Annotated in this window: 23 protein-coding genes; 15 read left to right on the top strand and 8 right to left on the bottom strand. The window is 73.2% G+C overall.

Annotated features, from left to right (window positions below; genetic code table 11):
• Window positions 1–76 precede the first annotated feature (76 nt).
• A complete protein-coding gene (locus AB0J86_RS31450; protein WP_363861289.1) occupies window positions 77–982 on the top strand; it encodes an NAD(P)-dependent oxidoreductase in 906 nt (301 codons plus the stop codon).
• A gap of 95 nt (window positions 983–1,077) precedes the next feature.
• Here the strand turns inward: AB0J86_RS31450 and AB0J86_RS31445 are convergent, their stop codons facing one another.
• The 6 genes from AB0J86_RS31445 to AB0J86_RS31420 form a co-directional block, all read right to left on the bottom strand.
• On the bottom strand, window positions 1,078–2,745 hold the full coding sequence (locus AB0J86_RS31445; RefSeq protein ID WP_363861288.1) for a lectin: 1,668 nt from the start codon (window positions 2,743–2,745) through the stop codon (window positions 1,078–1,080).
• A 335-nt stretch (window positions 2,746–3,080) separates the two neighbouring features.
• Window positions 3,081–4,457: a DUF4303 domain-containing protein gene (locus tag AB0J86_RS31440; protein WP_363861287.1), complete on the bottom strand. Its 1,377-nt coding sequence runs from the start codon at window positions 4,455–4,457 to the stop codon at window positions 3,081–3,083.
• Window positions 4,454–5,989: a carboxypeptidase-like regulatory domain-containing protein gene (locus AB0J86_RS31435; RefSeq protein ID WP_363861286.1), complete on the bottom strand. Its 1,536-nt coding sequence runs from the start codon at window positions 5,987–5,989 to the stop codon at window positions 4,454–4,456. The genes AB0J86_RS31440 and AB0J86_RS31435 overlap by 4 nt, the downstream gene beginning before the upstream one ends.
• A 282-nt stretch (window positions 5,990–6,271) precedes the next feature.
• Entirely contained in the window at window positions 6,272–6,415 is a 144-nt protein-coding gene (locus AB0J86_RS31430) for an ALQxL family class IV lanthipeptide (RefSeq protein ID WP_363861285.1), read from the bottom strand.
• 19 nt (window positions 6,416–6,434) lie between these two features.
• Window positions 6,435–9,509 (bottom strand): class IV lanthionine synthetase LanL, encoded by a 3,075-nt coding sequence (gene lanL, locus AB0J86_RS31425; protein WP_363861284.1) that lies wholly within the window; start codon window positions 9,507–9,509, stop codon window positions 6,435–6,437.
• Between the two features lie 5 nt (window positions 9,510–9,514).
• Window positions 9,515–10,564, bottom strand: a complete 1,050-nt coding sequence (locus AB0J86_RS31420) for a radical SAM protein (protein WP_363861283.1) — start codon at window positions 10,562–10,564, stop codon at window positions 9,515–9,517.
• Between the two features lie 413 nt (window positions 10,565–10,977).
• Between AB0J86_RS31420 and speE the strand changes: the two genes are divergently transcribed.
• The 9 genes from speE to AB0J86_RS31375 all read left to right on the top strand — a co-directional run bounded on the left by speE (window position 10,978) and on the right by AB0J86_RS31375 (window position 17,737).
• Window positions 10,978–11,997: a polyamine aminopropyltransferase gene (speE, locus tag AB0J86_RS31415; RefSeq protein ID WP_363861282.1), complete on the top strand. Its 1,020-nt coding sequence runs from the start codon at window positions 10,978–10,980 to the stop codon at window positions 11,995–11,997.
• 51 nt (window positions 11,998–12,048) lie between these two features.
• On the top strand, window positions 12,049–12,405 hold the full coding sequence (locus AB0J86_RS31410; protein WP_363861281.1) for a hypothetical protein: 357 nt from the start codon (window positions 12,049–12,051) through the stop codon (window positions 12,403–12,405).
• A 3-nt stretch (window positions 12,406–12,408) separates the two neighbouring features.
• Window positions 12,409–13,656, top strand: a complete 1,248-nt coding sequence (locus tag AB0J86_RS31405) for a glutathionylspermidine synthase family protein (protein ID WP_363861280.1) — start codon at window positions 12,409–12,411, stop codon at window positions 13,654–13,656.
• A gap of 8 nt (window positions 13,657–13,664) precedes the next feature.
• Window positions 13,665–14,537, top strand: a complete 873-nt coding sequence (locus AB0J86_RS31400; protein ID WP_363861279.1) for a DUF350 domain-containing protein — start codon at window positions 13,665–13,667, stop codon at window positions 14,535–14,537.
• A gap of 184 nt (window positions 14,538–14,721) precedes the next feature.
• Window positions 14,722–15,573: a GTPase domain-containing protein gene (locus AB0J86_RS31395; protein WP_363861278.1), complete on the top strand. Its 852-nt coding sequence runs from the start codon at window positions 14,722–14,724 to the stop codon at window positions 15,571–15,573.
• Window positions 15,570–15,989, top strand: a complete 420-nt coding sequence (locus AB0J86_RS31390; protein WP_363861277.1) for a hypothetical protein — start codon at window positions 15,570–15,572, stop codon at window positions 15,987–15,989. Before AB0J86_RS31395 ends, AB0J86_RS31390 begins: the two co-directional genes overlap by 4 nt.
• A gap of 14 nt (window positions 15,990–16,003) precedes the next feature.
• Entirely contained in the window at window positions 16,004–16,309 is a 306-nt protein-coding gene (locus AB0J86_RS31385) for a hypothetical protein (protein ID WP_363861276.1), read from the top strand.
• Window positions 16,310–16,386: 77 nt separating this feature from the next.
• A complete protein-coding gene (locus AB0J86_RS31380) occupies window positions 16,387–16,962 on the top strand; it encodes a TetR/AcrR family transcriptional regulator (RefSeq protein ID WP_363861275.1) in 576 nt (191 codons plus the stop codon).
• Window positions 16,963–17,023: 61 nt separating this feature from the next.
• Window positions 17,024–17,737 (top strand): SDR family oxidoreductase, encoded by a 714-nt coding sequence (locus tag AB0J86_RS31375; protein WP_363861274.1) that lies wholly within the window; start codon window positions 17,024–17,026, stop codon window positions 17,735–17,737.
• A gap of 40 nt (window positions 17,738–17,777) precedes the next feature.
• Here AB0J86_RS31375 and AB0J86_RS31370 read toward each other — a convergent pair whose 3' ends face one another.
• The gene (locus AB0J86_RS31370; RefSeq protein WP_363861273.1) at window positions 17,778–18,404 is read right to left on the bottom strand and encodes a hypothetical protein; all 627 of its coding nucleotides are present in this window, start codon (window positions 18,402–18,404) and stop codon (window positions 17,778–17,780) included.
• A gap of 16 nt (window positions 18,405–18,420) precedes the next feature.
• Window positions 18,421–19,371: a D-2-hydroxyacid dehydrogenase family protein gene (locus tag AB0J86_RS31365; protein ID WP_363861272.1), complete on the bottom strand. Its 951-nt coding sequence runs from the start codon at window positions 19,369–19,371 to the stop codon at window positions 18,421–18,423.
• A gap of 170 nt (window positions 19,372–19,541) precedes the next feature.
• On the opposite strand from AB0J86_RS31365, the gene AB0J86_RS31360 reads away from it, so the two are divergent.
• The 5 genes from AB0J86_RS31360 (at window position 19,542) to AB0J86_RS31340 (ending at window position 24,513) form a co-directional block, all read left to right on the top strand.
• The gene (locus AB0J86_RS31360; protein ID WP_363861271.1) at window positions 19,542–20,720 is read left to right on the top strand and encodes a low temperature requirement protein A; all 1,179 of its coding nucleotides are present in this window, start codon (window positions 19,542–19,544) and stop codon (window positions 20,718–20,720) included.
• 91 nt (window positions 20,721–20,811) lie between these two features.
• The gene (locus tag AB0J86_RS31355; RefSeq protein WP_363861270.1) at window positions 20,812–21,153 is read left to right on the top strand and encodes an amphi-Trp domain-containing protein; all 342 of its coding nucleotides are present in this window, start codon (window positions 20,812–20,814) and stop codon (window positions 21,151–21,153) included.
• Between the two features lie 319 nt (window positions 21,154–21,472).
• Window positions 21,473–22,039 (top strand): LemA family protein, encoded by a 567-nt coding sequence (locus tag AB0J86_RS31350; protein WP_363861269.1) that lies wholly within the window; start codon window positions 21,473–21,475, stop codon window positions 22,037–22,039.
• Window positions 22,040–22,056: 17 nt separating this feature from the next.
• Window positions 22,057–23,484, top strand: coding sequence for a hypothetical protein (locus AB0J86_RS31345; RefSeq protein WP_363861268.1), 1,428 nt, complete (start codon window positions 22,057–22,059; stop codon window positions 23,482–23,484).
• A 171-nt stretch (window positions 23,485–23,655) separates the two neighbouring features.
• Window positions 23,656–24,513, top strand: a complete 858-nt coding sequence (locus tag AB0J86_RS31340) for an SPFH domain-containing protein (protein WP_363861267.1) — start codon at window positions 23,656–23,658, stop codon at window positions 24,511–24,513.
• Window positions 24,514–24,574 lie beyond the last annotated feature (61 nt).

Genomic DNA, 24,574 nt, shown 5'->3' with positions numbered 1-24,574 from the left:
CCGGGGTCGGGAAGCAGATCCGGGCAGCAGGCCCGGCAGCAGATCCGGGCAGCGGATCCGGGAAGTAGGGAGAAACATGCCTCAGCAGGAGGAGCGGCGCGCCGCGCTGACCGCCGACGACGTCGTCCTGGTCACCGGCGCGGCCGGGGTCATCGGCCGGGTCGTCGTGCCGTACCTCGCCGGATCGGGGCTGCGGGTCGTCGCCGCCGACCGGGAGCCGTTCGCGAGCCCCAAGGCCGAGCGGATCATCGTCGGCGACACCCGGGATCCGGCGTTCGTCGAGGAGAGCCTGCGGCCGTTCGGCCGGCCGGTGGACGCCGTCGTGCACCTCGCCGCGATCGCCGCGCCCGGCAAGCTGCCCGAGGACGAGACGCTCGTGCAGAACGTCCAGGGCGCCTACCTGGTCCTCGACGGCGCCGGCCGGGCGGGCGTGCGCTGCGCGGTCGCGGCCTCCAGCTTCGCCGCGTACGGGTACGCCTGGGCCGGGCGGGACCTCTCCCCGCCGTACGTGCCGATCGACGAGGAACAGCCGTCGGTGGCGATCGACTCGTACGGGCTGTCGAAGACGATGACCGAGCAGGTGGGCGCGTTCGCCACCCGCCGCTGGGGGATGCCGACGACGCTGCTGCGCTTCCCGTTCGTCGGCGACGGCGACCGGTTGGCGGCCCGCCTCGCGGAGGTCCGCCGGGACGTCGGCGCCAACCGGCGGGAGCTGTGGGCCTGGCTCGACACCCGGGACGCGGCCCGGGCCGTCTACGCGGTGCTGACCTCCGGGCTCACCGGGCACCACGTCTTCAACGTCGCCGCGCCGGACAGCGCGACGACGGTACCGACCGCCGAACTGCTGGCCCGGTACCACCCGACCACGCGGGTGCGGGCCTCGCTGGGCACCTTCGACTCGCTGGTGGACAGCTCGGCCGTCCGCCGGGTGCTCGGGTTCGAGACCCGTTACGGCTGGCGCGACGACCCCGCCTCCGCGTGACCCCCACCCGCCCCGTCGATCTAGGGCAAATCCTCGTGATTGGAGATCAAGTAACGAGGATTTGCCCTAGATCGCGGGGGAGGTGGGGTGGGGGGTCAGAGGTTGGTCAGGTCGAACTGCTCCCAGCTGCCGATCGTCGTGCCCGCGGCGACCAGTGGTGCCGCGCCGGCGTCGGCCGCCTGTACGTACCGGCTGTTCGCCGCCGCCTGGAGGCTCACCGAGCCGTTGCCGTTGCGGACCAGCCGGAACGTCTCCCACGGGCCGACGGCGGTACGGTTGGCGATCAGCGGCACCGCGCCGGCGTTGTCCGCACAGACGTACCGGCCGTTGACCCGCGCCCGCAGCGCGACGTTGCCGCCGCCGAGGTCGACCAGGTCGAACTGCTCCCAGCCGCCGACGGCGGCGCGGTTGGCGACCAGCGGCGCGGCGCCCGCGTTCTCCGCCGTCACGTACTGGCCGTTGACCCGGGCGCGCAGGCTCATCACGCCGCTCGACGGCGGCGGGTTGCCGCCGCTGCCGAGCACGGGCTGGGTCGGCCGGGTGGCGGTCAGCGCGAGCTGGCCCTTGAGCATCCGGCCGCCGTCGGCGGTCAGCCGCAGGTAGTAGTCCGACGAGCAGGGCGTACCGTCCTCGTCCAGCGCCCGGCGGCCGAAGTTGGTCGGCTGCATCGAGGCGTTCTCGGCGGTCTTGGCGATCTGGTTGCCCTCGTTGTACTCGTCGAACATCGAGATGTAGATGCCCTGGCAGCCGAGGCGGACCATGTTGTAGAAGTGCCGCCACATGAAGTCGCCGTGTCGCCGGTGCCCGGAGGAGAGGTCACCCGGCATGACGCAGGGTTGGTAGTCGATGCCGTGCGCGTTGCAGTCGGCCTGGTCGCCGACGTTGACGTTGTTGTAGTACGAGTCGAGGTCGGCCAGGGTGCCGGCGCGGCCGACCATCCAGGGCGAGATCATGTTGAAGGCGTGGTACACGTCGAGGAAGCCGGGCCGCGAGTCGCTCACCCCGGTGCGCCACCAGGTCGGTACGCCGCCGATGACGTAGCAGCCCTGCGCCTTGAACCAGTTGATCACGTCGAGGCAGGCGGCCGGCGCGAAGGGGCGCCCCGGGTCGTTGAAGCCGAAGCCCCAGATGCAGACCACGGGCTTGCCGTTCTGGACCGCGTACGCCGGCGAGGAGGTGTACGCCCGCATCTTGTTCGTCCAGTCCGTCTTGATCTCGGACTGCATGTTCGTCCAGTTGGTGACGTCGTACATGATGTAGAACTTGCGCCCGTACGCCTCCGCCGCGGTGCGGACCTTGGCGGCCATCGCGTCCCGGATCGCCCCCTCGCCGCCGAACGGGTTGAACCGCTGCAGCGCGGCGGTGTCGCAGCCGTACTGCTGCATCCAGCGGAAGTGGGTGTCCACGGTCTGCTGGTCGTACGAGGAGAAGAGCCGGGCGGGCTGGCCGTTGCCGAGGTTGGCGTACGCGGTCTGGTAGCCGTTGGTGTACTCGCGCATGTCCGGCCACGAAATGATGGTGGTGTTGCTGGGCGACGGCGGCTGGCCCCAGTTCTGGCTCCAGTGCCACCAGCCGTTGATCGGCGAGCCGTCGCCGGTCGCCGCGAACCAGCCCTGGTACCCCACGGTGATCTTCCCGACCACGTCGCCGGGCGGGCTGGCGGCCGACGCCGCGGGCGCGCCGGCCAGCTCGGTCCCCGCGACCGCGGCCAGGGCGGACCCGGCCACGGCGGAGGTGAGGATGCTTCGACGTGAGATACCCATCGGGCTGCTCCTATCTGGGGCTGCGCCGGGTCGTGGGGCGGTCCGGCCTACGGACGCGACCGGCGACCCGGAAGGGGCTAAAGATCCGATGTATGGCGCTGCGCGACGGCGCCCCGGTGTGGCGCGAGGTGCCGCCGACGGGTCGGTCACGGCAGCGAGAAATCTATATTTAACAATGTTGAAAATAGGTGGACATCCTGGTGATGTCAAGGCGAAGGCAGCCTGATTCGCCGGGCCCGCCGCCGGGTCGGGCGAGGCGCGTCGGTCTCCATGATCGATGTTGTCCGGACCGCCGAACATCGGATGTATCGCGGCTTCCCGAGCCCGAGACGCGCTCAGGTCGGTTGGTCGGTGCCCTGCTCGCGCAGCCAGTACGCGGCGGCCTCCCGTACCTCCGTCGCGGGATCGTCGAGCGCCGCGCGGACCACGTCGGCGAACGGACGGGCGTCCCGGCGCCAGCGGAGCAGCGAGAGGATCGCCAACCGCCGTACCGACGGGTCCGGGTCCCGGCGGGCCGCCTGACCGAGCAGCGGAAGGACGCGCCGGCCGACGCGCGCCCCGAGTGCCCGTACGCCGAGGACGCTCACCGCGTGCCGGCGGACGAGGGCGTGCGGCGAGGCCAGACCCGCGACCGCCTCGTCCACCTCGTCGGGGGTGATGGTGCAGTAGCTGTGGCCCGGAGCGAGCCGTTCGACCAGGTCCGGCAGGTACGCCGGCCGGCGCGCGATGACGTCCGCCAGCGGGCGGTAGTCCAGCGGCAGCGGGGCGACCGCGTGGTCCCGGAAGCCGGTGTACGGCGCCGCGACGGCGCTGACCACCACGTCCGGCGGTAGGTCGCCGGCCCGGTCCAGGACGAGGTCAAGCCGGCCGAGACGGGACAGCGCCATCGCGACCCACGACTGGTCGGAATCGCCGGTCCGCTCCAGCGCCCCGGTCAGCGCCCGGACGACGCCATCGTCGGGTAGGCCGATGTCGGCCAGCAGCTTCGCGGCCTGCCAGGCCCGGCCGGCGCGCGCGAGCATCGGCAACAGGGCAGGGTACGCATCCGGCCCGAGGTCGCGCAGCGCCGCCGCGGCGGTCTCCGAGTCGACCGGACCGTCGAACGCCCCCAGCCGCGAGACCAGATAACTGGCGCGCTCGGTCGGCGGCAGCGCGGCGACCCGGGCCAGTTCGGTGGTGCCCTCGTCGAACTGCGGGAAGTGCCGGCGCAGCTCGGCGGCGGTGAGCACCCGCTTGATCAGTCTTTCGTGGTGCTCCTCGTCCAGGAGCAGCAGCACGAAGCCCCGGTCGGCGACGCCGCCGTTCCGAAGCTCCGTGCGGGCGCGCCGGCAGACCCGGACGAGCATCGTGAGGTACCGGTGGAACGTCGCCTCCCAGTGCCGGGTCGTCCCCCGGCACGCCTCGGCGGTCAGCCTGCGTTCCCAGTCCCGGGCCAGGTCCTCCCCGAGCCAGCCGTCGTCGTAGTGGTCCCAGTCGGCCGTGCTCCAGCGGAGGTCCGCCCGCTCCTCGACCGGGTACCGCTCCAGCGATTCCGCGCTGTTCAGCGCGAGCACGGGAAGCGTGATCCGGCCGTCGGTCTCGCGGTAGACGTGGTCCAGCGCCGCCGCGTAGAACCGCTCGCCCTGACCCTCCCGGACCGTCGAGGTGACGGCCCGCACCACTCCCTCGGTCAGGGTCCGCTCGAATCCGCCCCAGTCGAAGCTCCCGGTCACCCCGCAATCTTCGACGGCGGCGGTCGCCTCGGGCCGGACGGGGTGGCCGGGCGTGACGGGCCGGACGGGCGGATCTGCCGTACCGGCCGCAGCAGCACCTCCACCCGGGACATCTCGCCGACGGCCACGGTCACCGTCGCGGCGGCGTCGGCGTGGTGCGGGCTGCTGACGGTGAGCGGCCACGTGCCGACCGGGACGTTCCAGAGGTACGCCAGCCCGTCCCACCCCTGCGTCGAGGAGTCGGCGACCGAGACCGAGAACTCGTCGATCGGCGCGCCGGTGACGCTGTCCCTCGCCTCGACCGCGACGCTTCCGACGAGGGGCAGGCCGTCGTCCACGGTGGTCGTGGCGCCTCGGGCGATGGTGATCGGATCGGCCTCCGCCTCGCTGGGCTTGCCGTAGGCCCACTGGTCGACGCCGTGCGGGCCGGAGAAGTGCACCTGGTACTCGCCGGTGAAGACCCCGTCGAGCCGGTACGTGCCGTCGGCGCCGGTCTGGGCGGTGACCGTGTCGGGCGTGTCCGCGCGGCTCAGCCGGACCGTGACGTACTGCAGTCCGGCTCCCCGCTCGTCGGTGAAGCGGCCGGCGATGCCACCCGTGGGCAACAGGCGCTCGTCGTGGGTGGTCACCGCGTCGGGCCCGACCGTGAAGACCCGCGCCGCCGCCTCGGTGAGGACCTGGGGCGCCCACTGCCGGGCCCGGGACCCCGGCAGTCGGTACGACAGCCGGTACTGGCCGGGAACCATGTCGCGCAGCTCGTAGGCACCGGTCGCGTCGGTGGTGACCCAGACGCCGGGGCTCGGTCCGCCCGAGGCGTACACCTCCACGCCGTCGGCGGGCGCGCCGTCGGCGGTCGTCACCCGGCCCCGGAGCGTGCCGACCGGGAGCTTGACCTCGTCGACCGTCGTCGTCCGGTTGGCCGTGACGGCGAAGAGGGCCGCCTCGCGGTAGTCGTAGGTGCCGTGCGCGTACTGGTCGGCGTTGCCGGGCGAGGCGAACTGGACCATGTAGCGGCCCGGGACGACCGGTATCGAGTAGTTGCCGTCGGCGTCCGACCGGGTGCTGTTGGGCGGCCCGTCGGGCCCGCTGGCGTGCACCTCGGTCGCGATGCCCCGCCCCGCGGCGTCCACGAAGCGCCCCGCGATGGTACCGACGGGGACCAGCTCGTCGTCGACCGTGGTGACCTGGCCGGCGGCGACCCGGAACTGCGCCGCCTGGTCCGGCCCCAGCTTGCCGTACGCCCACTGCGGGATGCCGCCTGGCGGGGTGATCTTCACCTGGTAGTACGCGGTCGTGGACATTCCGGTCGCCTCGTAGCGGCCGTCCGGACCGGTCACCCGGTGCGCGTTGTTGGGCCCCTTCGGCTCCAGGATGTCGACCTGGACGTTCGGTACCGGTACGCCGTCGCGGGTGATGGTCCCGGCGATCGTGCCGGTCTCCGCCGCTGCCGCCGCCGGCACGGCGGTGGCGGAGGCGGCGACGAGCAGCCCCGTGGTGACCAGCCCAAGCCCGCGCAAGAAGGATCTGCCCATGGCTCCTCGATCGTGAGCGGATTGGCGTGGAACCGCGAGTGGTGCGCGTCCCCCGTTGGTCCGGACCCTAGTCGAGCGCGGCAAGTATCGGCCGGCGTCCATCACACCGCCGATCATGGAGTTGTGGTCGCCGATCTGCGATGTTTCGTGGTTCTCCCGACAGCCACCACTCCATGATCGACGGGGCGGGGTCGCCGACGGGGCGGCCGTCCCGGCCGGCCGGGTTCGCACCGGCCGGCCGGGACGGTTGTCGGACCGTTCGGCGACGGGGGTCGTACCCGGTCACCAGATGGTCGCCACCGAGCAGCTCTGACCCACCTCCGAGCAGGTCGCGCTGGTGCAGGACGCGTCGGTGCACGGGAAACGACCGAACTCGTCGGCGTTGTTCTCCTCCAGCAACTGCAGAGCGTTGACGTCCAGCTCCATTGAGATCACCTCCTTCCGGTCACGAATTCCTCGCACGTCCCGCGGCGCCGACGCGACGCGGAGGCATCTGGTGGTGTGGCCCGGTCACGGCCGCGACGGCCGGGCCGCCGGGTGTGCGGGCCGGTGTGCGGTCCGGACGGTCGCCGGGTGCCCGGTCCGGGCGCCCTTCGGCGGCGGGCGGGGCCTCGGCGGCGGGCCGGGCCTCCGCCGTGGGCCGGCTCTCCGCCGTGGGCCGGCTCTCCGCCGTGGGCCGGCTCTCCGCCGTGGGGCGGGCGAGCCGGGCGAACGACTCCGGCAGCCAGATCCGTGGGCCGCCGTCGCGCAGTCGCAGCAGGAACGCGAGGACCCCGGCCATGCCCGCGCTGAAATCGGCGACCACGGCGCCCTGCGTGTCGTCCGGTACGACCATCCGCCCGTCCCGTACGGCGTGCGGCGCGTAGATCGTCGCCGCCAGCTCCGCCGCCCAGTCGCGGTACCGGCCGTTCCCGGACGCCTCGGCGAGGTCGAGCAGGAACTCGGCATCGCCGGCGAGCCCGTGGCACTGCGCCGAACCGACCTGCCACCGGGTCCGGTGGACCGCCCGGGCGGCCCCGTCGAGCAACTCCTCCCAACGGTCGTCGCCGTCGTGGCGCCACTGCCGGACGAGGAACGTACCGATCCCGGACGAGCCGCTGCACCAGTGCGTGAGGTACTGGCCGCCCTTGGCGCTGCTCGCCCAGCGGGCTCCGACCTCGTCGACCCGCGCGACCGCCCGCAGGGTCCGCGCCGCGGTCGCCGCCAGCTCCAGGTGCTCGCTCTCCCCGCTCGCCCGGCCGACGGCGAGCAGGAACGATCCGACCCCCGCCACCCCGTGCGCGAAGCCGTAGTGTTCCAGCCCGGCCAGGCTCGACGGGAAGTCCCGCGGAATCGGCCAGAGGGTCAGGCCGTCGCGGTGCTCGGCGGCGCGGGCGACCGCCGCCGCCACCTCGCGGGCCCGGTCGAGGAATATCTCCTCGCCGGTCGCCTCCCAGAAGCGCAGCTGGGTCAGGCCGGCGCCGGCCATGCCGTGGCAGACGTCGGGGTTGGGCCAGCGCAGCGGGATGCGCTGGGCCAGGTCGACCGCGAGCGCCGTCAGCTCCCGGTCGTCGAGGAGCGTACCGGCGTCGAGCAGCGCCCAGGCGGTGCCGGAGCGTCCGAAGTGCAAGCCCGGCAGGGCCTGGGTCTCCCGTACGACCCGGCGGCGGATCCAGTCCGCGGTCGCGGCGATCGCCTCGCGGGCCGCCGGTGCCGGTTCGGCCCGGTACGCCCGGACGAGCACCGCCAGCACACCGGCCGCGCCGTGCTGCACGTTGAGCGGGTCGGTCTTGGTGCCGACCCGGCTCGGCGGCCAGAGCCAGGTACCGCTGCCGGCGTCCATCGTGGTGACGAGGTGCTCCCGCGCGTCCGCGATCATCCGGTCGAGCGTCGCGCCGTCCGGTGCGGCGTCGGCGGCTGTCGCACCGTCCGGAGCGGGGCCCGCCGGTGCGACACCGGACGAAGCGGCGCCAGACGGTGCGGCGCCGGACGGTGCGGCGCCGGACGGTGCGGGGGCGGGCGGTGCGGGGGCGGGCGGTGCGGCGCCGGCCAGGGACGCGGCCACCTCGTCGAGGTCCGGCCGCGCGGCGGGATCGTCCCGCATCAGCGCCACGATGACCGGGGCGAGCCGGCGGGCGACCGGGTTCCGGACCGAGAGCCGGTCGAGCCAGCCCCGGATCCGCTCCTGGTACGGGCGCGGCTCGGGCGCGTCCCGGACCAGCACCGGGTCGACCGCGCTGACCAGGTAGAAGAGCACGGCCCCGAGGGCGAAGAGGTCGGCGCGGGGCGACGCGGCGGCGACCGACGGGCCGTACGTCTGCTCGGGCGCCGCGTAGCCGGGCGTGAAGAGCTTGATCGCCGGCTCGCCCGCGCGGGCGAACGCCTCCAGGTCGATCAGGCGTACGTCGTCGTCGGTGACCATGATGTTGTTCGGGGTCAGGTCCCGCAGGACGAGCCCGCGGCCGTGGACCTCCCGCACGATCCGGACCACCCGCTCGGCCACCCGCTGCACCTCGGCCGGTGGCAGCCCCCACGTGCCGTCCCCGCCGTCGGGCGAGAGGTTGTCCCAGACCCACTTGCGCAGCGTCGCGCCGGGCAGCCGCTCCTGCACCAGGAAGAGGTCCCCCTGCTGCTCGAAGAGGGCGACCAGGCGGGCGGTGAACCCGGAGGAGTCGAACGCGCGCAACATCTCCGCCTCGTGCCGGCGCCGGTGCCGCAGCTCTTGGCCGTACTCGTCGACGTTGGTGTGCGGGCGCGCCTGCTTCACCACCACCGCGCCGCCGGTGACCTGGTCGGTGCCCCGGTACACGCTGCCCGAGAAGGTGTGCCGGATGACCTCGTGGACCAGGTACCGGCCGTCCAGCAGCACCGGCCTCGGCGTGCCCGCCTTCGGGGAGGTGGCCCGCTCGCCGGTGAACGGGTCGCGGGGCGCCCACGGCGGCGGCGTGAACCACGCCCTGCGCTCGTCGGGCACCAGGCGGCCGTCCGGCGCCACCAGCATCGCCTCGGGCGACCCGTCGTTGCCGAGCATCGGTACGCCGGTGAAGACGCCGAAGCGGTAGTGCACCAGGCTGCCGGGCCGGTACGGCCGGTCGGAGAGGACGCCGGGTCCGGGCAGGCCCAGGGTCGCCTCGTGCAGTTCCTCGGCGAGCGCGCGCAGCCGCTCGTCGGGCAGTCCCGGGTAGATGGTGATGAACTTGCCGCCGGAGCCGCGGTCGGCGTGGTGGGAGACGAGGTCCCGGACCCGGTCGACGGTACCGGCGAACTTGAACGCGCACCGGTGCCGGACGAGGATCCCGGTCACCCGGGCCAGCACCAGCGGTGCGGAGAGCGGGGTGGCCGAGACGTGCAGCTTCCAGCCCTGTACCGGGAAGTGGTGCCCGGGCGGCGTGACATGGCACCAGTACGCCGCCGGCTCGACCGACCAGTCGGCGCCGCCGGTGCGGGCCAGCGCCGCGCGTACGCAGTCGACGAGCAACGCGTCGGTCGCGCCGGGATCCGTGGCGGGTACCGCCGCGGGGGCGGGGTCCAAAGCGTCCATGCCGTTCACCTCCGGTTCGGCGACGATTGCGGTTCGGGGCGCCGGTCGATGCGGGCGCGCACCTCGGGGGTGCCGAAGTGGTAGTCGATGCGCCGGGTCGCCCCGGCCCACTCGGCCATCGTGCGGACCCCGGCCAGTGCCTCCCGGACGAACGGGTCGTGCCAGCGGGCCACCGCCCGTTTCCAGAGCAGTTCCCCGGGCTCGGTACGCAGGTTTCCCACGGTGCCCTCGTAGCTGGGCATGGCACGTACCGCGCCGTCCGGCTCGACCTGCATCAGCGCGGCGAATTCGCCCCGCGCGATCAAATCCGGACGCATTTGAAGAACGCGGTTGTCCGTGGTGGACACGTGCACCGACGCTGGGGCCAGCGATTGCAGATATCGGGTGTGCGCCGCGCTGGTCAACAGGTCGAGCTGGTCCTCTCCGAGCAGTTCCTGTTCCGCCACGCCGGTGCGACTGGCCAGCCCGCTCGGTACCGCCGCGCCGAAGGCGAGGAATGACATCGCGGGAAATCGTGGCGCGATTTCGGCGCAGAATTCCGCGAGCTGTCCGAGGTTGTCGCGCAGCACCGCGTACTCGACGCCGAACTGGGCCGGACGCCGTCGGTGCGTACCGCCGCGCGCGGCCCGGTCCAGCCGCTCCAGCGCGGTCAGCGCGCGGGCGAACGAGCCGACGCGGCCCCGGATCCGGTCGTGCGTCTCGGCGGTCGCGCCGTCCACGCTGACCACGATCCGGTGGAACACCCGGACGGCGCGCTCGGCGGTCTCGGGCGGGAGCGACCAGCCGCCGGTGTAGAGGAGGACCCCGATGCCCGCGCCGGCGATCCGTTCGGCGAGGTCGAAGACGCCGGGCACCAGCAGCGGCTCGCCGCCGGCCAGGGAGATCGACCTCGGGCGCAGCGCGACCATCGCGTCGACGACCCGTACGAGGTCTTCCGCGCTCAATTGACGTGACGGTCGCCGCCCCGATTCGGAATAGCAGTGCAGGCAGCGCAGTGGGCAGGCGTACGTGATATCCCAGACGATGTTTTCCGGCCGGTCCGGTACGTCCACCATGCTCTCCCCTCCTGGTCGGGAAAACGGATCAAAATTTCACCGGGCGCTCGCCGTCCGCCTCGCCGCCCGCCCGCCCGGCGTCCAATCCGACCGGGCCTCGTAATTAAAGCAACGGGTTCGTCGGGGCGTAACCGATTGGCGGGTAGTTGACAAGGTGGACAATGCTTCATGTTCTTTGGTGCCGAATCACATTGTGCTCGGGTAATTGCCGTCAAATCAGACTTGGCCGGTGTTTGCCGAGCCGTCCGGACCCGTGCCCATCGTGTCGACCCGGGTACCGCGTCGACCCGGGGCATCGCGTCGAGCCGGACCGGGGCGGGCGCCGGCGCCGACCGGGACCGTTGCCGTGGCGGGCGGCGGTTGCGGAATGGCAGTACAGTCCGGTCCGACCATCACCCCGGGGAGCGCAGGCATTGGTACGGCAGGATGTTCCACCCGCGACGGGCCGCCCACCGGCGCCGCCCGCCGCGCCCACGGCCGGGGGGCCCGCGTCGCGACCGCCCGCCGCCTCCGCGACCAGCCCCGCCTCCGCGCCCGCCACCGGCCTGGAAGAGCGGCCCTCCGGCGGGACGCGGTGGTTCACCGAGCGGGAACTGCCCCACGGCCGGCCCGGCATCGCGATCCAGGTCGAGATCGACGCGGTGCTGCACGACGAGCGGTCCCGCTGGGGACACATCCAGGTCTTCGACACGCCGTTCCACGGCCGGATGCTGGTGCTCGACGGGGTGATCCAGACCACCGAGCGGGACGAGTTCGTCTACCACGAGATGCTGGTGCTGACGCCGAGCATCCAGCACGGCGCGCCCGAGACGATGCTCGTGGTCGGCGGTGGGGACGGCGGCGCGTTGCGGCAGGCGCTGCGGCTGCGCAGCCTCCGGCGGGTGGTGCAGGTCGAGATCGACGACGCGGTCACCCGGGTCTGCCGCGAGCACCTGCCCACGGTCTCCGGTGGCGCGTTCGACGACCCCCGGGTGGAGCTGGTCTTCGCCGACGGCGCGGACTATCTCGCGGCCGGCCCCGGCGGCTTCGACGTGCTCGTCCTCGACCTCACCGACCCGGTGCCGGGTGGCCCCGCCGAGCGCCTCTTCGAGACCGAACTCCTGGCCGACGCCCGGCGCGCGCTCGCGCCGGGCGGGGTGCTCGCCATGCAGTGCGGCTCGCTGACCATGCAGCCCGACGAGGTACGCACCCAGCTGCGCCGGCTGGGCGAGGTCTTCGGCTCGATCCGGCTGCACACCGCGGTCGTGCCCGGCTACCAGCTGACGACCTTCGGTTTCCTGCTCGCGGCCGAGCATCCGCTGGACGAGCCGGCACCGGCGGAGCTGGCCGCCCGCTGGGCGAACGTCAGCGGCGACTGCGACTACCTCTCGCCCGAGATGTACCGGGCGTCGGCGGCGCTGCCGCCGTACCTGCGCCGGCTGCTGGCGAGCTGAGGGAGTGGGGGAACGGTGGTGGACGGGGTCACGCCGAGACGCCGGGGAGCGATGCGGATCGCGCTGGTCAGCACGGCCGCGGCGGCCTTCACGGTCGCCGGTGCGGGCTGCTCCACCAGCAGGACGGCAGACCAGGTCGACAGCGTCTACTGCGTCGACCGGTTCGACCGGGTGGTCGACGCGGTGCGCTGCGACGACGGGCCGAGCGACGACTACTACATCTGGCACGGCCGGGGCCGGTACCGGTACGGGCTGGGCAGCGTGGTCTCCGGCGGGCAGAAGATCCGGCCGGACGACCGGGACGCGCGGATCCGCGTCGGCCTGCCGCCGACCGGCCCGATCACGCCAGGCGTGATCACCCGCGACGGGATCGGGTCGGGTTCCGGCGGCCACAGCTCCGGAGGTTGAGGCGTGCGTCGCGTACCCACGGGAACGGTCCGGCCGGGCTGGGAGGAGCAGGTCGCCCGCGACGGGCTGGTCTTCCTCGACAGCCAGCTGCCCGGCGGCGAGGTGGTCAAGTACTGGCGCGAGGGGCCGTACTACGAGTTCTCCGCCGCCGAGGTGGACGAGCTGGAGGAGCACGTCCGGACCATCTTCGCGATGTGCGTCGAGGCCGGCGACCACCTGCTCGCCAACCCCGCGCTGCTGCGCCGGATGGGCATCCCCGAGGCGGCGTTCGCCGAGATCGCGCGCACCTGGGAGGAGGAGCCGCCCAGCGTCTACGCGCGCTTCGACCTGCGGTACGCCGGCGTCGGCGAGCTGGCCGACGCGGACCCGAGCCTGCGGGTGCCGAAGCTGCTGGAGTTCAACGCGGACACCCCCACCTCACTGCTGGAGTCGGCGGTGATCCAGTGGCGCTGGTTCGAGCACACCCAGCAGGGCGGGGACCAGTGGAACTCGCTGCACGAGCGGCTGGTCGCCGCGTGGCGGCGGCAGATCGGCGAGCACGAGCGGCGTACCGGTCGCCCGGTCGCCCGGATCCACTTCGCCTACACGGCCGACGAGACCTCGGGCGAGGACCAGATGAACACCACCTACCTCGCCGACACGGCCCGGGAGGCCGGCTACGAGGTGGAGCTCCTGCACACCGAGGACATCGGGCTCGGCGAGGACGGCAACTTCTACGACCTGCACCGGCGCCGGATCGAGGTGATCTTCAAGCTGTACCCGTGGGAGTGGCTGGTCGAGGACCGCTTCGGCCCGGCGGTGATCGCCTCCGGCCGCCGCCCCGGCGGTACGGTGTGGATCGAGCCGATCTACAAGATGCTCTGGAGCAACAAGGGACTGCTGCCCGTGCTCTGGCGGCTGTACCGCGACGACCCGCACCGGCGCCGGTACCTGCTGCCCGCGTACTTCGCCGACGAACCGCACGGCCTGTCGCGGTACGTGGTCAAGCCGTTGCTCGGGCGCGAGGGCGCCAACATCCGCATCGTGGACGAGGTCGGTACGGTGCTGGAAACCCCCGGCCCGTACGGCGACGAGGGCGCTGTCGTGCAGGAGTTCGCGGCGCTGCCCGACTTCTCCGGCGCCGACGGATCGCACCACCCGGTCCTCGGCGCCTGGCTCGTCGACGGCGAGCCGGCGGGGCTGGCCATCCGGGAGAGCCCGGGGCTGGTCACCGACAACCTGAGCTTCTTCGTCCCCCACGTGATCAGGTAGGAGGCACGGTGAGCGTCACGACCGAGGGCCTGAGCGGCTTCGCGATCGGCCTGGTCGAGATCGTCGTCTTCGTCGGCTACCTGGCCGGGTTCTGGAAGCTGCTCAACGTCATCACCAGCGGCTTCGACGACCACGAGGAGATCTTCGTCCACGGCAACTGGGCGTACCTGGTCCAGCGGCTCGGCATCACCGCGGGGCAGGCGACCGGCATGCTCAGCTCGATGGGGCTGCACGAGCCGAACCGGTGGAGCGACGTCGGGCTGCTCGCGCTCTCCGGCGCCTGGGTGGCGCTGCTGCTGCTCGCCGTCCACCCCGTGATCGACCGGATCGTGGGCGGCGAGGTCCGCCGGCCCGACGACGCGCGGGCGTACGAGCTGTCGGCCGGCCTGGTGAAGGCCGCCTTCTACGTCGCGTTCGGCTTCGTGGTCAACGGCTCCCTCAGCGGCTCGGCCCCGGACTGGCCGACCGCGCTCGCCGCCACCGCCGTCTTCACCCTGCTCGGCGGGGCCCTGCTGGTCGGCTGTTACTTCCTGGTCGATCTGGTCAACCCGTTCCCGATGCGCGCCGGCGTACGCGAGGGGCGGCTGGCCTGCGCGTTGGAGGCCGCCGGCAGCCTGGTGGCGCTCGGCCTGGTGATGCGCAACGCCATCGCCGGCGACTTCGTCGGCTGGGGGCCGGCGCTCGCCGGCTTCGCGGCCACGGCGGTGGCGGGCCTCGCGGTGCTCTACGCCACCCGCTGGCTGGTCGACCGGCTGGTGCTCACGCACAGCACGATGCGCCAGGTGCACGAGGCCGACCAGGTGCCGGCCGCCGCGCTGCTGGCCGCGTTCCTGCCGCTGGCGGCGCTGCCGGTGACCGCCGTGGTCGGCACGGTGCTCTGAGCCGCCCGGTCGCCGGCCCCCGGCCCCCGGTCGACCCAACCCGGCCTGACCCCGCCGGCCTGGCCCGTCGACCCGTTCCGGGCCGGACCTCCACCGATGTGGACGATGGTCCGGCACCGCCGGGCAGTTATGTTCGTCAGTGCGTCGGGCACCGGCGTACCGGCGAGGCGGGGAGGGGAGCGGGGTGGGTTCGCTCTGGGACGAGGCCCGCGACACCTGGGACCGGGCGGTTTCCTCGGTCGACCAGCACCGGGACTGGTCGCGGCCGAGCCTGCGGGCGAGGCGGCTCTGGCTACGCCGGGCGAACGTCCCCATCGTGGTCACCGGCCGTCCGGGCGCCGGCAAGACGGCGCTCTTCGAGGCGCTGACCGACCGGGTGAGCGGGCTCGGCTACACGACGCGCGTCAGCGCGGACTGGGAGCGGCACCGGGTGCTGCTGCGGGGCGAGGCGACCAGCGTACGGGCGGCGTTCCTGGTGGTGCCCGGTCAGGACTCGCCGGAGCGGACGCGGTCGGTGGCCCGTACGTTCAAGAACCGCGCCGCGCCGGTCGGCGTCATCCACGTGGTCTGCTCGGGCTTCAACGAGCTGTGGAGCGGGCCGGCCGACGGCGCGCTGCGGGATCTCGACCCGGCGCCGACGCGCGAGGGGAACGAGCGGGTCCGCCGCTACCTGCTCGACCTGGAGGTACAGGACTTCGCCGAGCTGGGGCAGCTGCTCCGGGAGCCGGCGGTACGGCGGCGGCTGCGCTGGCTGATCATCGCGGTCGCCAAGATCGACCTGGTCTGGGACGAGCTGGGGGAGGTCCGGGACCACTACATCCCGGGCGGGGTCTCCTCGCCCTTCCACCGGGTGCTGGACGGGCTGAGATCGGGGGAGCGCAGCCTGCCGCCCCGGATCGCGATCGTGCCGTTCAGCGGGCACCCGGAGGCGCACCAGTACGCGCCGGGGCTGTACCGGACCCCGTCGCGGCTCGACGGCAACCAGGCCACCGCGCTGCGTGACAACTTCTACGACGTCCTGGGGCGGATGCTGTGAGCGGCGGGCCACGCGCCACGGGCGCGGAGATCGAACGGGCGCTCGCCGAGGCCGAGGCGGTGCTCGCGGAGACGACGCGGCGGCGTACCCGGCTCTCCGTCGCGGCCAGCCTGCTCTGTCTCGGTACCGCCGTCGTGCTCCTGGCCGCCGTGGCGATCGCGGTGCGGCTGCCGCACGCCGCCGGCATCGCGATCGCCCTGCTCGCGGCCGGGGGTGCGCTGGCCGGACTGTCGACCGGGCTGCGCCGCGTCGCCGCCGGACGCCGGGAGATCCGGGAGCGGGAGCGCGCCATGGTGACCGCGGTCAACTACGTACGCGAGGTGTATCCGCTGGTGGCGGCCCGCGAGTCCTGGACCGGGCCGGACCGGGAAGCGGTCCGGGCCCGGGTCGCGCGCTTCCCGATCGCCGCGCGGTAGGGCGGGGGAGACGGATGACGCAGCGCCTTCTGTACCTGTTCAGCCTGGCCGGTCTGGTCGCGGCGGTCGTCACCCTCGTCGGCTATCTGGCCAGCCGGGACACCAGCTTCGCCGAGTTCTTTGACGACAACTGGGAGATGATCCTGCTCGCCACCGGGGTGGTCGTCCTCGGCTTGTTGATCATGGGGTCCGGGGTGGTCCTCTTCTACAGCGTCGACGGCGCGTTCCTGCCCTTCGTGGTGGTGCTCGCCATCGCGATCTTCGCGTGCGGGGCGTTCCTCTGCTACCTCGGCGTCAGCGTGGTCCTCGATCTCGGCTAGCGCCAGCTGTGGCCGGCGCCACTATTTGCACCGAACGTTCTCAAGAGCTAGCGTCGGTGTGGCGAGAGGAGGCCGGCGTGGCGAGACACAAGGAGTTCGACCCGGACGCGGCGCTGGACCGCGCCATGGCGCTCTTCTGGGAGCAGGGCTACGAGAAGACCTCGATGCAGGAACTGGTCGAGCGGATGGGCGTGCACAAGCGGAGCATGTACGACACCTTCGGCGACAAGCGCTCGCTCTACCTCAAGGCGCTCGACCGGTACGGCGAGAAGGTCGAACGGCTGCGGCGGGCGACCGCCGACGGGGCGGCCGATCCGCGTGCCGCGATCAGGGCCCTGTTGACGCAGGCGGTCGCGCGCGCGGACGCGTACCCGAGCGGCTGTCTGGCGGTGAACTGCGCCACCGAGACGGCGCCGCGCGACCCGGACGCGGCCCGCTGGGTGGAGCGGATCTTCGCGGGGGAGCACGCCCTGCTGCTGGAACTGGTCCGGCGCGGCCAGCGGGACGGTGAGATCACTTCCCGCCTGGATGCCCGGACCCTCGCCGACCTGCTGCTCAACGCCTGGGTGGGGCTGCGGGTCCAGGTGCGGGTCGGCGCGAGCGCGGAGCGGTTGACCAGCATGATCGACAGCGCGCTCGCCCTGCTCGACTGAATTTTTTTTACCCACTTTCCGCACCGATCGTTCTCAAAAGAGGTCGCACGAGGAGGAAGAGATGGAACTCAGGAACTCGATCGCGCTGGTGACCGGCGCGAACCGCGGTCTCGGCCGCCACCTGGCGGCGCAGCTGCGCGACCGGGGCGCCAGCAAGGTCTACGCCGGCGTCCGGAACCCGTCCGCGCTGGACCTGCCGGGGGTCGTACCGCTGCCGCTCGACATCACCGACCCGGACTCGGTCGCTCGGGCCGCGGAGCTGGCCCATGACGTCACGCTGCTGGTGAACAACGCCGGGATCAGCACCCGGGCCCGGCTGCTCGACGGCGACCTCGCGGACGTCCGGCGGGAGATGGAGACGCACTACTTCGGCACGCTCGCGATGACCCGGGCCTTCGCGCCCGTCATCGGCGCCAACGGGGGCGGAGCCGTGCTGAACATCCTATCCGTGCTCTCCTGGCTGCACCCCGGGGCCGCCGGCGCCTACAGCGCGGCCAAGGCCGCGGCCTGGGCGATGACCAACGCCCTCCGGCAGGAGCTGGCGCCCGCCGGGATCGACGTCACCGCGCTGCACGTCGGGTACATCGACACCGACATGGCCGGCCATGTCGCCCCCGAGCAGAAGGCCGACCCGGCGTGGGTGGCCGGCGTGGCGCTCGACGGCGTGCGGGCGCGAGCCCTGGAGGTGGTCGTCGACGAGCTGAGCCGGGACGTCAAGACGAAGCTCTCGGGCGGCCCGGAGCTGCTCTACCCGGGGCTGCCGGCGGCGGTGTGACGAGTCCGCGAGGCCGCCGCGAGGCGGCCTCGCGGCGGGGTCAGCGCGGCTCGCCGTACGCCAGCGGCAGCGGGCTCGGCTGGCCGGGCCAGGTGCCGGTGAGCGCGACGCCGGCCCCCTCCCGCCCGCCGTCGAGGCAGCGGACGACGTGCAGCTGCACGGATTCGGTCACGACCAGCGCGGGGTCCTCGTCCACGACCCGGCGCAGGGCGCCGACCGCGATCTCGCCCGACCCGCCGGCGCCGGTGACGGTCATGCTCCGCTCGCGGCGTTCGAGCCGGCCGTCGATCTCGATGAACTCGTCCGCCTGGCCGACGCCGGCCAGGATCGCGCCGGCCAGCGCGGCGGCGTAGACCGGATCCCCGCACGCGTCGTACACCCAGCGCCGGCCGAGCACCGAGTGTTCGGCGGTACCGATCAGCCAGGGGTCGCCGCCGTCGAGCGGCGCGTCGCGGTAGGTGAGCGGAACCTGGTGTACCGGGCCGTCCCCGGCCCGGACCAGCATCGTCTCTATACCGACCGCCCCGTCGGGGTCGTCGAAGCGGTACGCCGCCACCCGCTCGATCTCGACGCCGACCTGTCCCCCGTACCAGCGACGGGTGGGTAGCCAGGCCGACAGGAGTTCGAGCTTGGTGGGGTGCAGGGTTGCCCGGTGCAGCAGTGCCATCCGCGAATCCTAGACGTCAGAGCAGGCGGACCGGTCGGCCGGCCAGGAACGCCTCGACGTCCTCCACCGCGTCGCCGAAGAAGACCCGGTAGGTGTCCCGGGTGACGTAGCCGAGGTGCGGGGTCAGCACCGTGTTCGGGGCGGTACGCAGCGGATGGTCGGCGGGGAGCGGCTCCACGTCGTACACGTCCAGGCCCGCCCCGGCGATCCAGCCCTCCCGCAGCGCCCTGAGCAGCGCGGCCTCGTCGACGATCGGGCCCCGCGAGGTGTTGACCAGGTACGCGTCGCGGCGCATCGACCGCAGCTCGGGCTCGCCGAGCAGCCCCCGGGTACGGTCGCTGAGCTGCAGGTGCACGGTCACGACCGCCGAGCCGGTCAGCAGCTCCTCCCGGCTCACGGCGCGTACGCCCAGCTCCGCGGCCCGCTCGGCGCTCAGGTTCTGGCTCCAGGCGACGACGTCCATGCCGAACGCCCGGCCGACGGTGGCGACCCGCGCGCCCAGCCGCCCCAGGCCGATCACCCCGAGGGTACGGCCGGCCAGGTCACGCCCGACCGTGCGCTGCCAGCCGCCCTCGCGTACCCGCCGCGACTCGTCCGGGATCCCGCGCACCAGGGAGAGGATGAGTCCCCAGGTCAGCTCGGGGGTACCCGTCGCCACGCCGCGGGTGCCCGACACCGTGACGCCGCGTCGTCTCGCCGCCGCGACGTCGATGGCGGCGTTGGCCATCCCGGTGGTCACCAGCAGGCGCAGCCGGGGCAGGCGCTCCAGCAGCGGCCCGGGGAACGCCGTCCGCTCCCGCATCGCCACCACGACCTCCGTGTCGGCCAACCGGCGGGCCAACTCGTCGGGGTCGTCGACGTGGTCGGTGAAGACGCTCAGCTCGATCCGGTCGCCGAGCCGCCCCCAGTCGCCGAACTCCCGCGCCACGTCCTGGTAGTCGTCGAGCACCGCGACCCGAACGGCCATCTCCGCCTCCCGTACCGGCGCGACCCGCCGGGCCCGACCGGCTCGACGTGATCTTGTCACCACCACCGTACGGGGCGAACTGGCCCGACCCGCCGCGCCGGGCCGGCCCGGGGCGTGATGATTACCTACGGCAATCGTGCCGGATACGTTCGGACCGGGAGGCGGGGCAGGTGACGTGGTTGCCCCGGGTGGCCGGCCTGCTGCGGTTGCGCGCGCCGGGGCCGGCGGGACAGCAGGAGGGGGAGCGGCACGCCACCTGGCTTGAACTCTTCTTCGACCTGGTCTTCGCGCTGGCGCTGGAGGCGGTCACGGCCCGGCTGGGCGGGCCGTCGCCGACGCTGGCCCGCGCGGCGGTCGCGATCGCGCTCTTCCTGGTCGTGCAGTGGGCCTGGGCGACCCAGACCTTCTACGACACCCGGTTCGACCCCGACGACTGGCCCCACCGGATCCTCGTCTTCACGGCGACGGCCGGGGCCGGGGGCATCGCCATCGGCGCGCACCACCCGCCCGGCGGCATGCTGCTGCCCGCCGGCTACCTCGTGGTGCGCGGCGCGCTGCTCCTGATGTACCTGCGGGTGCTGGTGACCAGTCGCTCGGAGCGGTCGCTGACGACCGTCTACCTCGCCGGCTTCTCGGTCGGCTGGTGTCTCTGGCTCGTCTCCCTCGCCGCCCCCGTGCCGGCCCGTCCGATCCTCTGGGCGGTCGCGCTGGTGATCGAACTCAGCACCCCGTTGTGGGGGCACCGCTGGCTGGAGCGGCATCCGGTCGATCCCACGCACCTGCCCGAGCGGATCGGGCAGTTCACCATCATCCTGCTCGGTGTCACGCTGACCAACCTGATCGACGCCCTGACCGCCGCGCACCCGCCGGCCGCGGTGGTCGGCGCGGCGCTGGTGGCGTTCGTGATCCCGATCTGCATCTGGTGGGTCTACACCACGTTCCTGACCACCCGGCTGGCCGTACCGCGCCTCGACACCGGGGTGTCGTACGCCTTCCTGCACGCCCCGCTCGGGATCGGGATCCTGTTCCTCGGGTGGGCGCTCGGTCAGGTCCTGCTCCAGGTCGCCGAGGAGAAGGACCGGCTGCCCGGCCCGCTCCGCGTCGGGTTCGCCGCCTCGCTCGTGATCTTCACGCTCGCGGGGCTGTCGCTGCAGTGGTTCTCGCTCGGCAGGGTCCCCCGGGTGCGGCTCGGCATCGCCGCGGTGGGGATCGTGCCGGTGGTCCTGACCACCGCGATGACCGCCGACCCGATGACCACGCTCGCGGTGGCGGCCGGGTCGATGGTCGCGTACGCCCTGTTCCTCGCCCCGCAGCTGCGCCATGTCGGCGCCCGCGTCGGTAGCCTGTAGGCGACGTTCTGCCGATCACGCCGAGCCGAGGCGGGATCCGGGCGGCGACCCCCACGCGGTCGGTCCTCAGTGGAATGACAGCATGGCGGGCATGTCAATCTACGAGGACTCCCGTACCGTCTCCCGCACCGACCTGGCCGCCTGGCTGCGCCAGCTGGCCAACCAGCTGGAGTCGGGCGGACAGCTCTTCTACGGCGCCGCCGGCGCGGTCAAGGTCGCCGACCAGGTGCGCTGTGAACTGGAGATCGAGCGCGAGGGGGACACCGAACTCTCGGTGGAGATCGAGTTCAGCTGGGACGCGCCCGAGCCGGCCGAGTCGGCCGAGGACGAGCCGGCCGAGGAGGAGAGCGACGAGGAAGAGGAGAGCGAGGAGGAGACCGCCGCCGCCGAGGAGACGGCGGGCGACTCGGCCGCCGAGGCCGTCAAGGCCTGACGGTACGGCGGGCCCGTCCGCGGCCGTGTCGCGGCGGGCGGGCCCGGTCGGCCCCGGCGTTCGGCGCTGCCCCCCGACCGTCATCGATCCCCGGACCGCACGCGTCCCGGCCCCAGCAGCGGACCCGCAGCCGCGTGGCCGTACCGGCCGCGGCGGACCCGGAGCGGCCCGGACGGACGAGGGCGGCCCGGACGGACGAGGGCGGCCCGGACGGACGAGGGCGGCCCGGCCGAGCGGATCTGCCCCTTGCCACGGCTCGGGATCATGATGGCGGCGACGGGCGAGTGGCGTTCGGCGCGGCGGACGAGGGGTGGATCGGGTGGGCACGGCCATGTGGTTGATCGCGGTACCGGTGCTGCTGGTGCTGGTCCTGCTGGTCTGGACGATCACCGCGTACAACCGGCTGGTCCGGTTGCGCGCCCAGGTGCGGGCGTCCTGGGCGCAGGTGGACGTGCAGCTGCGGCGCCGGCACTCGTTGACACCGAACCTGGTGGAGACGGTGCGGGGGTACGCGGCGCACGAGCGGGCGACCCTGGAGGCGGTGACCGCCGCGCGTACGGCGGCGGCCGGGGCGGGCGGCACCGACGCGGGGCGGGCCGACACCGAGGGGGCGCTGACCCGGGCGCTGGGCCGGCTCTTCGCGGTCGCGGAGGCGTACCCGCAGCTGCGGGCCAGCGCGAACTTCGTGGAGCTGCAGCGCGAGCTGGCCGCGACCGAGGACAAGATCGCGTACGCCCGGCAGTTCTACAACAGCGCCGTGCAGTCGCTCAACACGGCGGTGGAGACGCTGCCGACCAACCTCGTCGCCGGCCCGGCCGGGTTCCGGGCCGAGCCGTACTTCGAGGCGGTCGGCGCCGAGCGCGCCGACGTCCCCGTCCGGTTCTGAGCGGGTCACCACCGGCCATGACCCCCACGGACCTGCTGATCGAGATCGGGCTGCCGGTGGGCGGCCTCGCGGCCTGGTTCGCCGTCTACGCGACGGCGCGGCTGCTGACCCGCCCGAGGACGGCCGTGCCGGCCCCGGCGACGATGGACCTGCCCGGTACCGAACCCCCGGCCGTGGTCAGCCTGCTGGCCAACGGCTGGCGGATCACCGTGGACGCCGCCGAGTCGACCCTGCTCGACCTCGCCGCGCGCGGCTACCTGGAACTGCGGCCGGCCGGCCCCGACCCGCGCCAGACCACCGTGCACCTGACCGGCCGCGACCCGGGCGACCTCAACCGGTACGAGCGGCAGGTCCACCGCCGGGTGGTCGAGCGCGCGGCCGGCGGCGTGGTACCGCTCACCGCGCTCGGTTTCGCCGACGCCGGGCGGGCGGCGAGCTGGGCGAACCGGCTGGGCAAGGCGGTGGTCGCCGACGCCCGGCGGCTCGGGCTGTCCCGTCGGCGCTTCTCGCCCGGGCTCGTCACCGCGCTCGGCGTGCTCGGCGGCGTGGCGGCGGCCGGGGTCGCCGCGGGGCTGCTGCACCTCCTGCACCGGCGGGGAGAGGAGTACGGGGCCGTGCTCGGGGCGTACGTGATCGTGACGGCGGTGCTGGGCGGCATCGCGGGCCGCGTACGGGACGAGCGGGACACGCCCGCGGGCCGGCAGGTCGCCGCGCGGTGGCTCGGCGTACGGGAGTGGCTCGTCCGGCACGAGTCCTTCGCCGAGCTGCCCCCGGCGGCCGTCGCCGTCTGGGACCGCTACCTGCCGTACGGGGCGGCGCTCGGGGTTACCCGGGTCGCCTCGCGCGCCGTCGACCTCGGCGTGGCCGACCGGCGGCGGCTCTGGTCGTCGTACACCGGCGCCTGGCGGCAGGTGCGGGTCAGCTACCCGCGCGGCCTGCCCCGGTACGGCCAGCGGCTGGGCTGGATCGTGTTCCGTGCGGCCCTCGCGGCCCTGGTCGGCTGGACCTTCACCGGCCGGGGCGAGGTGGTGTCCCGGCTCGCCGACGCGACACCGGTCACCGCCGGCTTCACCCTCGCCGGCCTGGTGCTGCTCGGCTACGCCGGCTACCTCACGGTCCGGGTGGTGCTGGACCTCGTCGCGCCGACCACGGTCAGCGGCGAGGTGCTCTGGCGCCAGACCTGGCGGACCCGCCAGCAGGGCGAGAGCGGCTACGTACCGGTCAACTTCCACCTCGCCATCGACGACGGCCGGTCGGACCGGACCCGCGCCTGGGTCCTGCCGGCCGAACTCGGCGACATCTGCCGGCTCGGCGACGTGGTGACGGTACGGGTGCGGCCCTGGACGCGGCGGGTGCTGGCGGCGACCGTCGAGCGGCGCGCGGCCGTACCGGTCGACCCGGACGAGGATCTCGACCCCGCGGTCGGCTCGCCGGCCGGCCGCTGACGGTAGCGTCCGCCGTTCTCCGTCATATCCAATTCGGACGGTCGGGGATTCGCCGCGGACCGCGACCCCGCGTTCGCGTGCGAAAACGGGATTGTTCGTGCTCGCTACACTGCGGGACGCAAGCGGAGCCGTCCGATCCGCATCGAAAATCCATTGAGGGAGTTGCTTGTAATGCCGGCGCTGTTCGTGTGCGCGCTCGTCGTCTTCGCCGTCGCCATTGTCGCGGCGCTCTACGGCTCGTTCTCGTCGCCACCGACCAGGCGCCCGGCGCTCGGTGGCGCCGTGCTCGCGGTGCTGCTCGGCATCGCCCTCACCCTCGGCGCCTCGGCGAACTCCGTGCCGGTACGGAACGTGGGCATCGTCACCTCCTTCAACAAGCCGACCGGCGATGTCACCGGCAGCGGGCTGAACTGGGTGGTCCCGTGGCAGAAGATCGGTGAGTGGGACGCCAGCCGGCAGAAGTACGACCACATCGGCAGCGACAAGGCCGTCCCGGTGCGGACCGGAACGCTCGCCAACGCCGGGGTCGAGATCCTCGTCGAGTGGCAGGTACGGCCGGAGAACGCGCCCCGGCAGTTCATGGACTACAAGGGGGACTTCGAGGCGTTCCGGGGCCAGCGCGTCGGCGTACAGCTCGACGGGGCGGTCAACGACGCCTTCGCCAGCTACAACCCGCTGGCGAACATCGACGCGAAGACCGGGAACCTCAACGTCGACCTGAGGCCCTTCGCCGACAAGGTGAAGAACTCCGCGCAGGAGCGTCTCGGCTCCGACATCGAGATCCTGTCCGTGACGATCATCCGGGTGAACCACGACGAGAAGACCGAGGCCAACATCAAGGTCTTCCAGGACAAGCTGGCGCAGGGCCGCAACCTCGACCAGGACCTGATCAACGCGGAGAAGCAGAAGGCCATCACCGAGAAGAACGCCCAGGTCGACAAGGTGACCCGCTGCCTGGAGATCGCCGAGCGGACCGGCAGCAGCCCCGGTCTCTGCATCAACCCCGGCATCGTGACGGGCTCCAAGTAGCAGCGCAACAGCGGCACGCCGGTACGGGCCGTCGGGGCTTTCCGCCCCGGCGGCCCGTACG

Source organism: Micromonospora sp. NPDC049559, from assembly GCF_040676675.1.
In the GTDB taxonomy this organism is placed as follows: Bacteria; Actinomycetota; Actinomycetes; order Mycobacteriales; family Micromonosporaceae; genus JBFAPK01.
The sequence above is the reverse complement of the archived record's forward strand: the minus strand, read 5'-3'. Positions and strand labels throughout refer to the sequence as shown.

Bases quoted from the DNA above. Each gene is read 5' to 3' on its own strand.
- AB0J86_RS31450 (WP_363861289.1), top strand. From the start codon at position 77: ATGCCTCAGCAGGAGGAGCGGCGCGCCGCGCTGACCGCCGACGACGTC.
- AB0J86_RS31445 (WP_363861288.1), bottom strand. From the start codon at position 2,745: ATGGGTATCTCACGTCGAAGCATCCTCACCTCCGCCGTGGCCGGGTCC.
- AB0J86_RS31435 (WP_363861286.1), bottom strand. From the start codon at position 5,989: ATGGGCAGATCCTTCTTGCGCGGGCTTGGGCTGGTCACCACGGGGCTG.
- AB0J86_RS31430 (WP_363861285.1), bottom strand. From the start codon at position 6,415: ATGGAGCTGGACGTCAACGCTCTGCAGTTGCTGGAGGAGAACAACGCC.
- lanL (WP_363861284.1), bottom strand. From the start codon at position 9,509: ATGGACGCTTTGGACCCCGCCCCCGCGGCGGTACCCGCCACGGATCCC.
- AB0J86_RS31420 (WP_363861283.1), bottom strand. From the start codon at position 10,564: ATGGTGGACGTACCGGACCGGCCGGAAAACATCGTCTGGGATATCACG.
- AB0J86_RS31410 (WP_363861281.1), top strand. From the start codon at position 12,049: ATGCGGATCGCGCTGGTCAGCACGGCCGCGGCGGCCTTCACGGTCGCC.
- AB0J86_RS31385 (WP_363861276.1), top strand. From the start codon at position 16,004: ATGACGCAGCGCCTTCTGTACCTGTTCAGCCTGGCCGGTCTGGTCGCG.
- AB0J86_RS31375 (WP_363861274.1), top strand. From the start codon at position 17,024: ATGGAACTCAGGAACTCGATCGCGCTGGTGACCGGCGCGAACCGCGGT.
- AB0J86_RS31370 (WP_363861273.1), bottom strand. From the start codon at position 18,404: ATGGCACTGCTGCACCGGGCAACCCTGCACCCCACCAAGCTCGAACTC.
- AB0J86_RS31365 (WP_363861272.1), bottom strand. From the start codon at position 19,371: ATGGCCGTTCGGGTCGCGGTGCTCGACGACTACCAGGACGTGGCGCGG.
- AB0J86_RS31355 (WP_363861270.1), top strand. From the start codon at position 20,812: ATGTCAATCTACGAGGACTCCCGTACCGTCTCCCGCACCGACCTGGCC.
- AB0J86_RS31345 (WP_363861268.1), top strand. From the start codon at position 22,057: ATGACCCCCACGGACCTGCTGATCGAGATCGGGCTGCCGGTGGGCGGC.
- AB0J86_RS31340 (WP_363861267.1), top strand. From the start codon at position 23,656: ATGCCGGCGCTGTTCGTGTGCGCGCTCGTCGTCTTCGCCGTCGCCATT.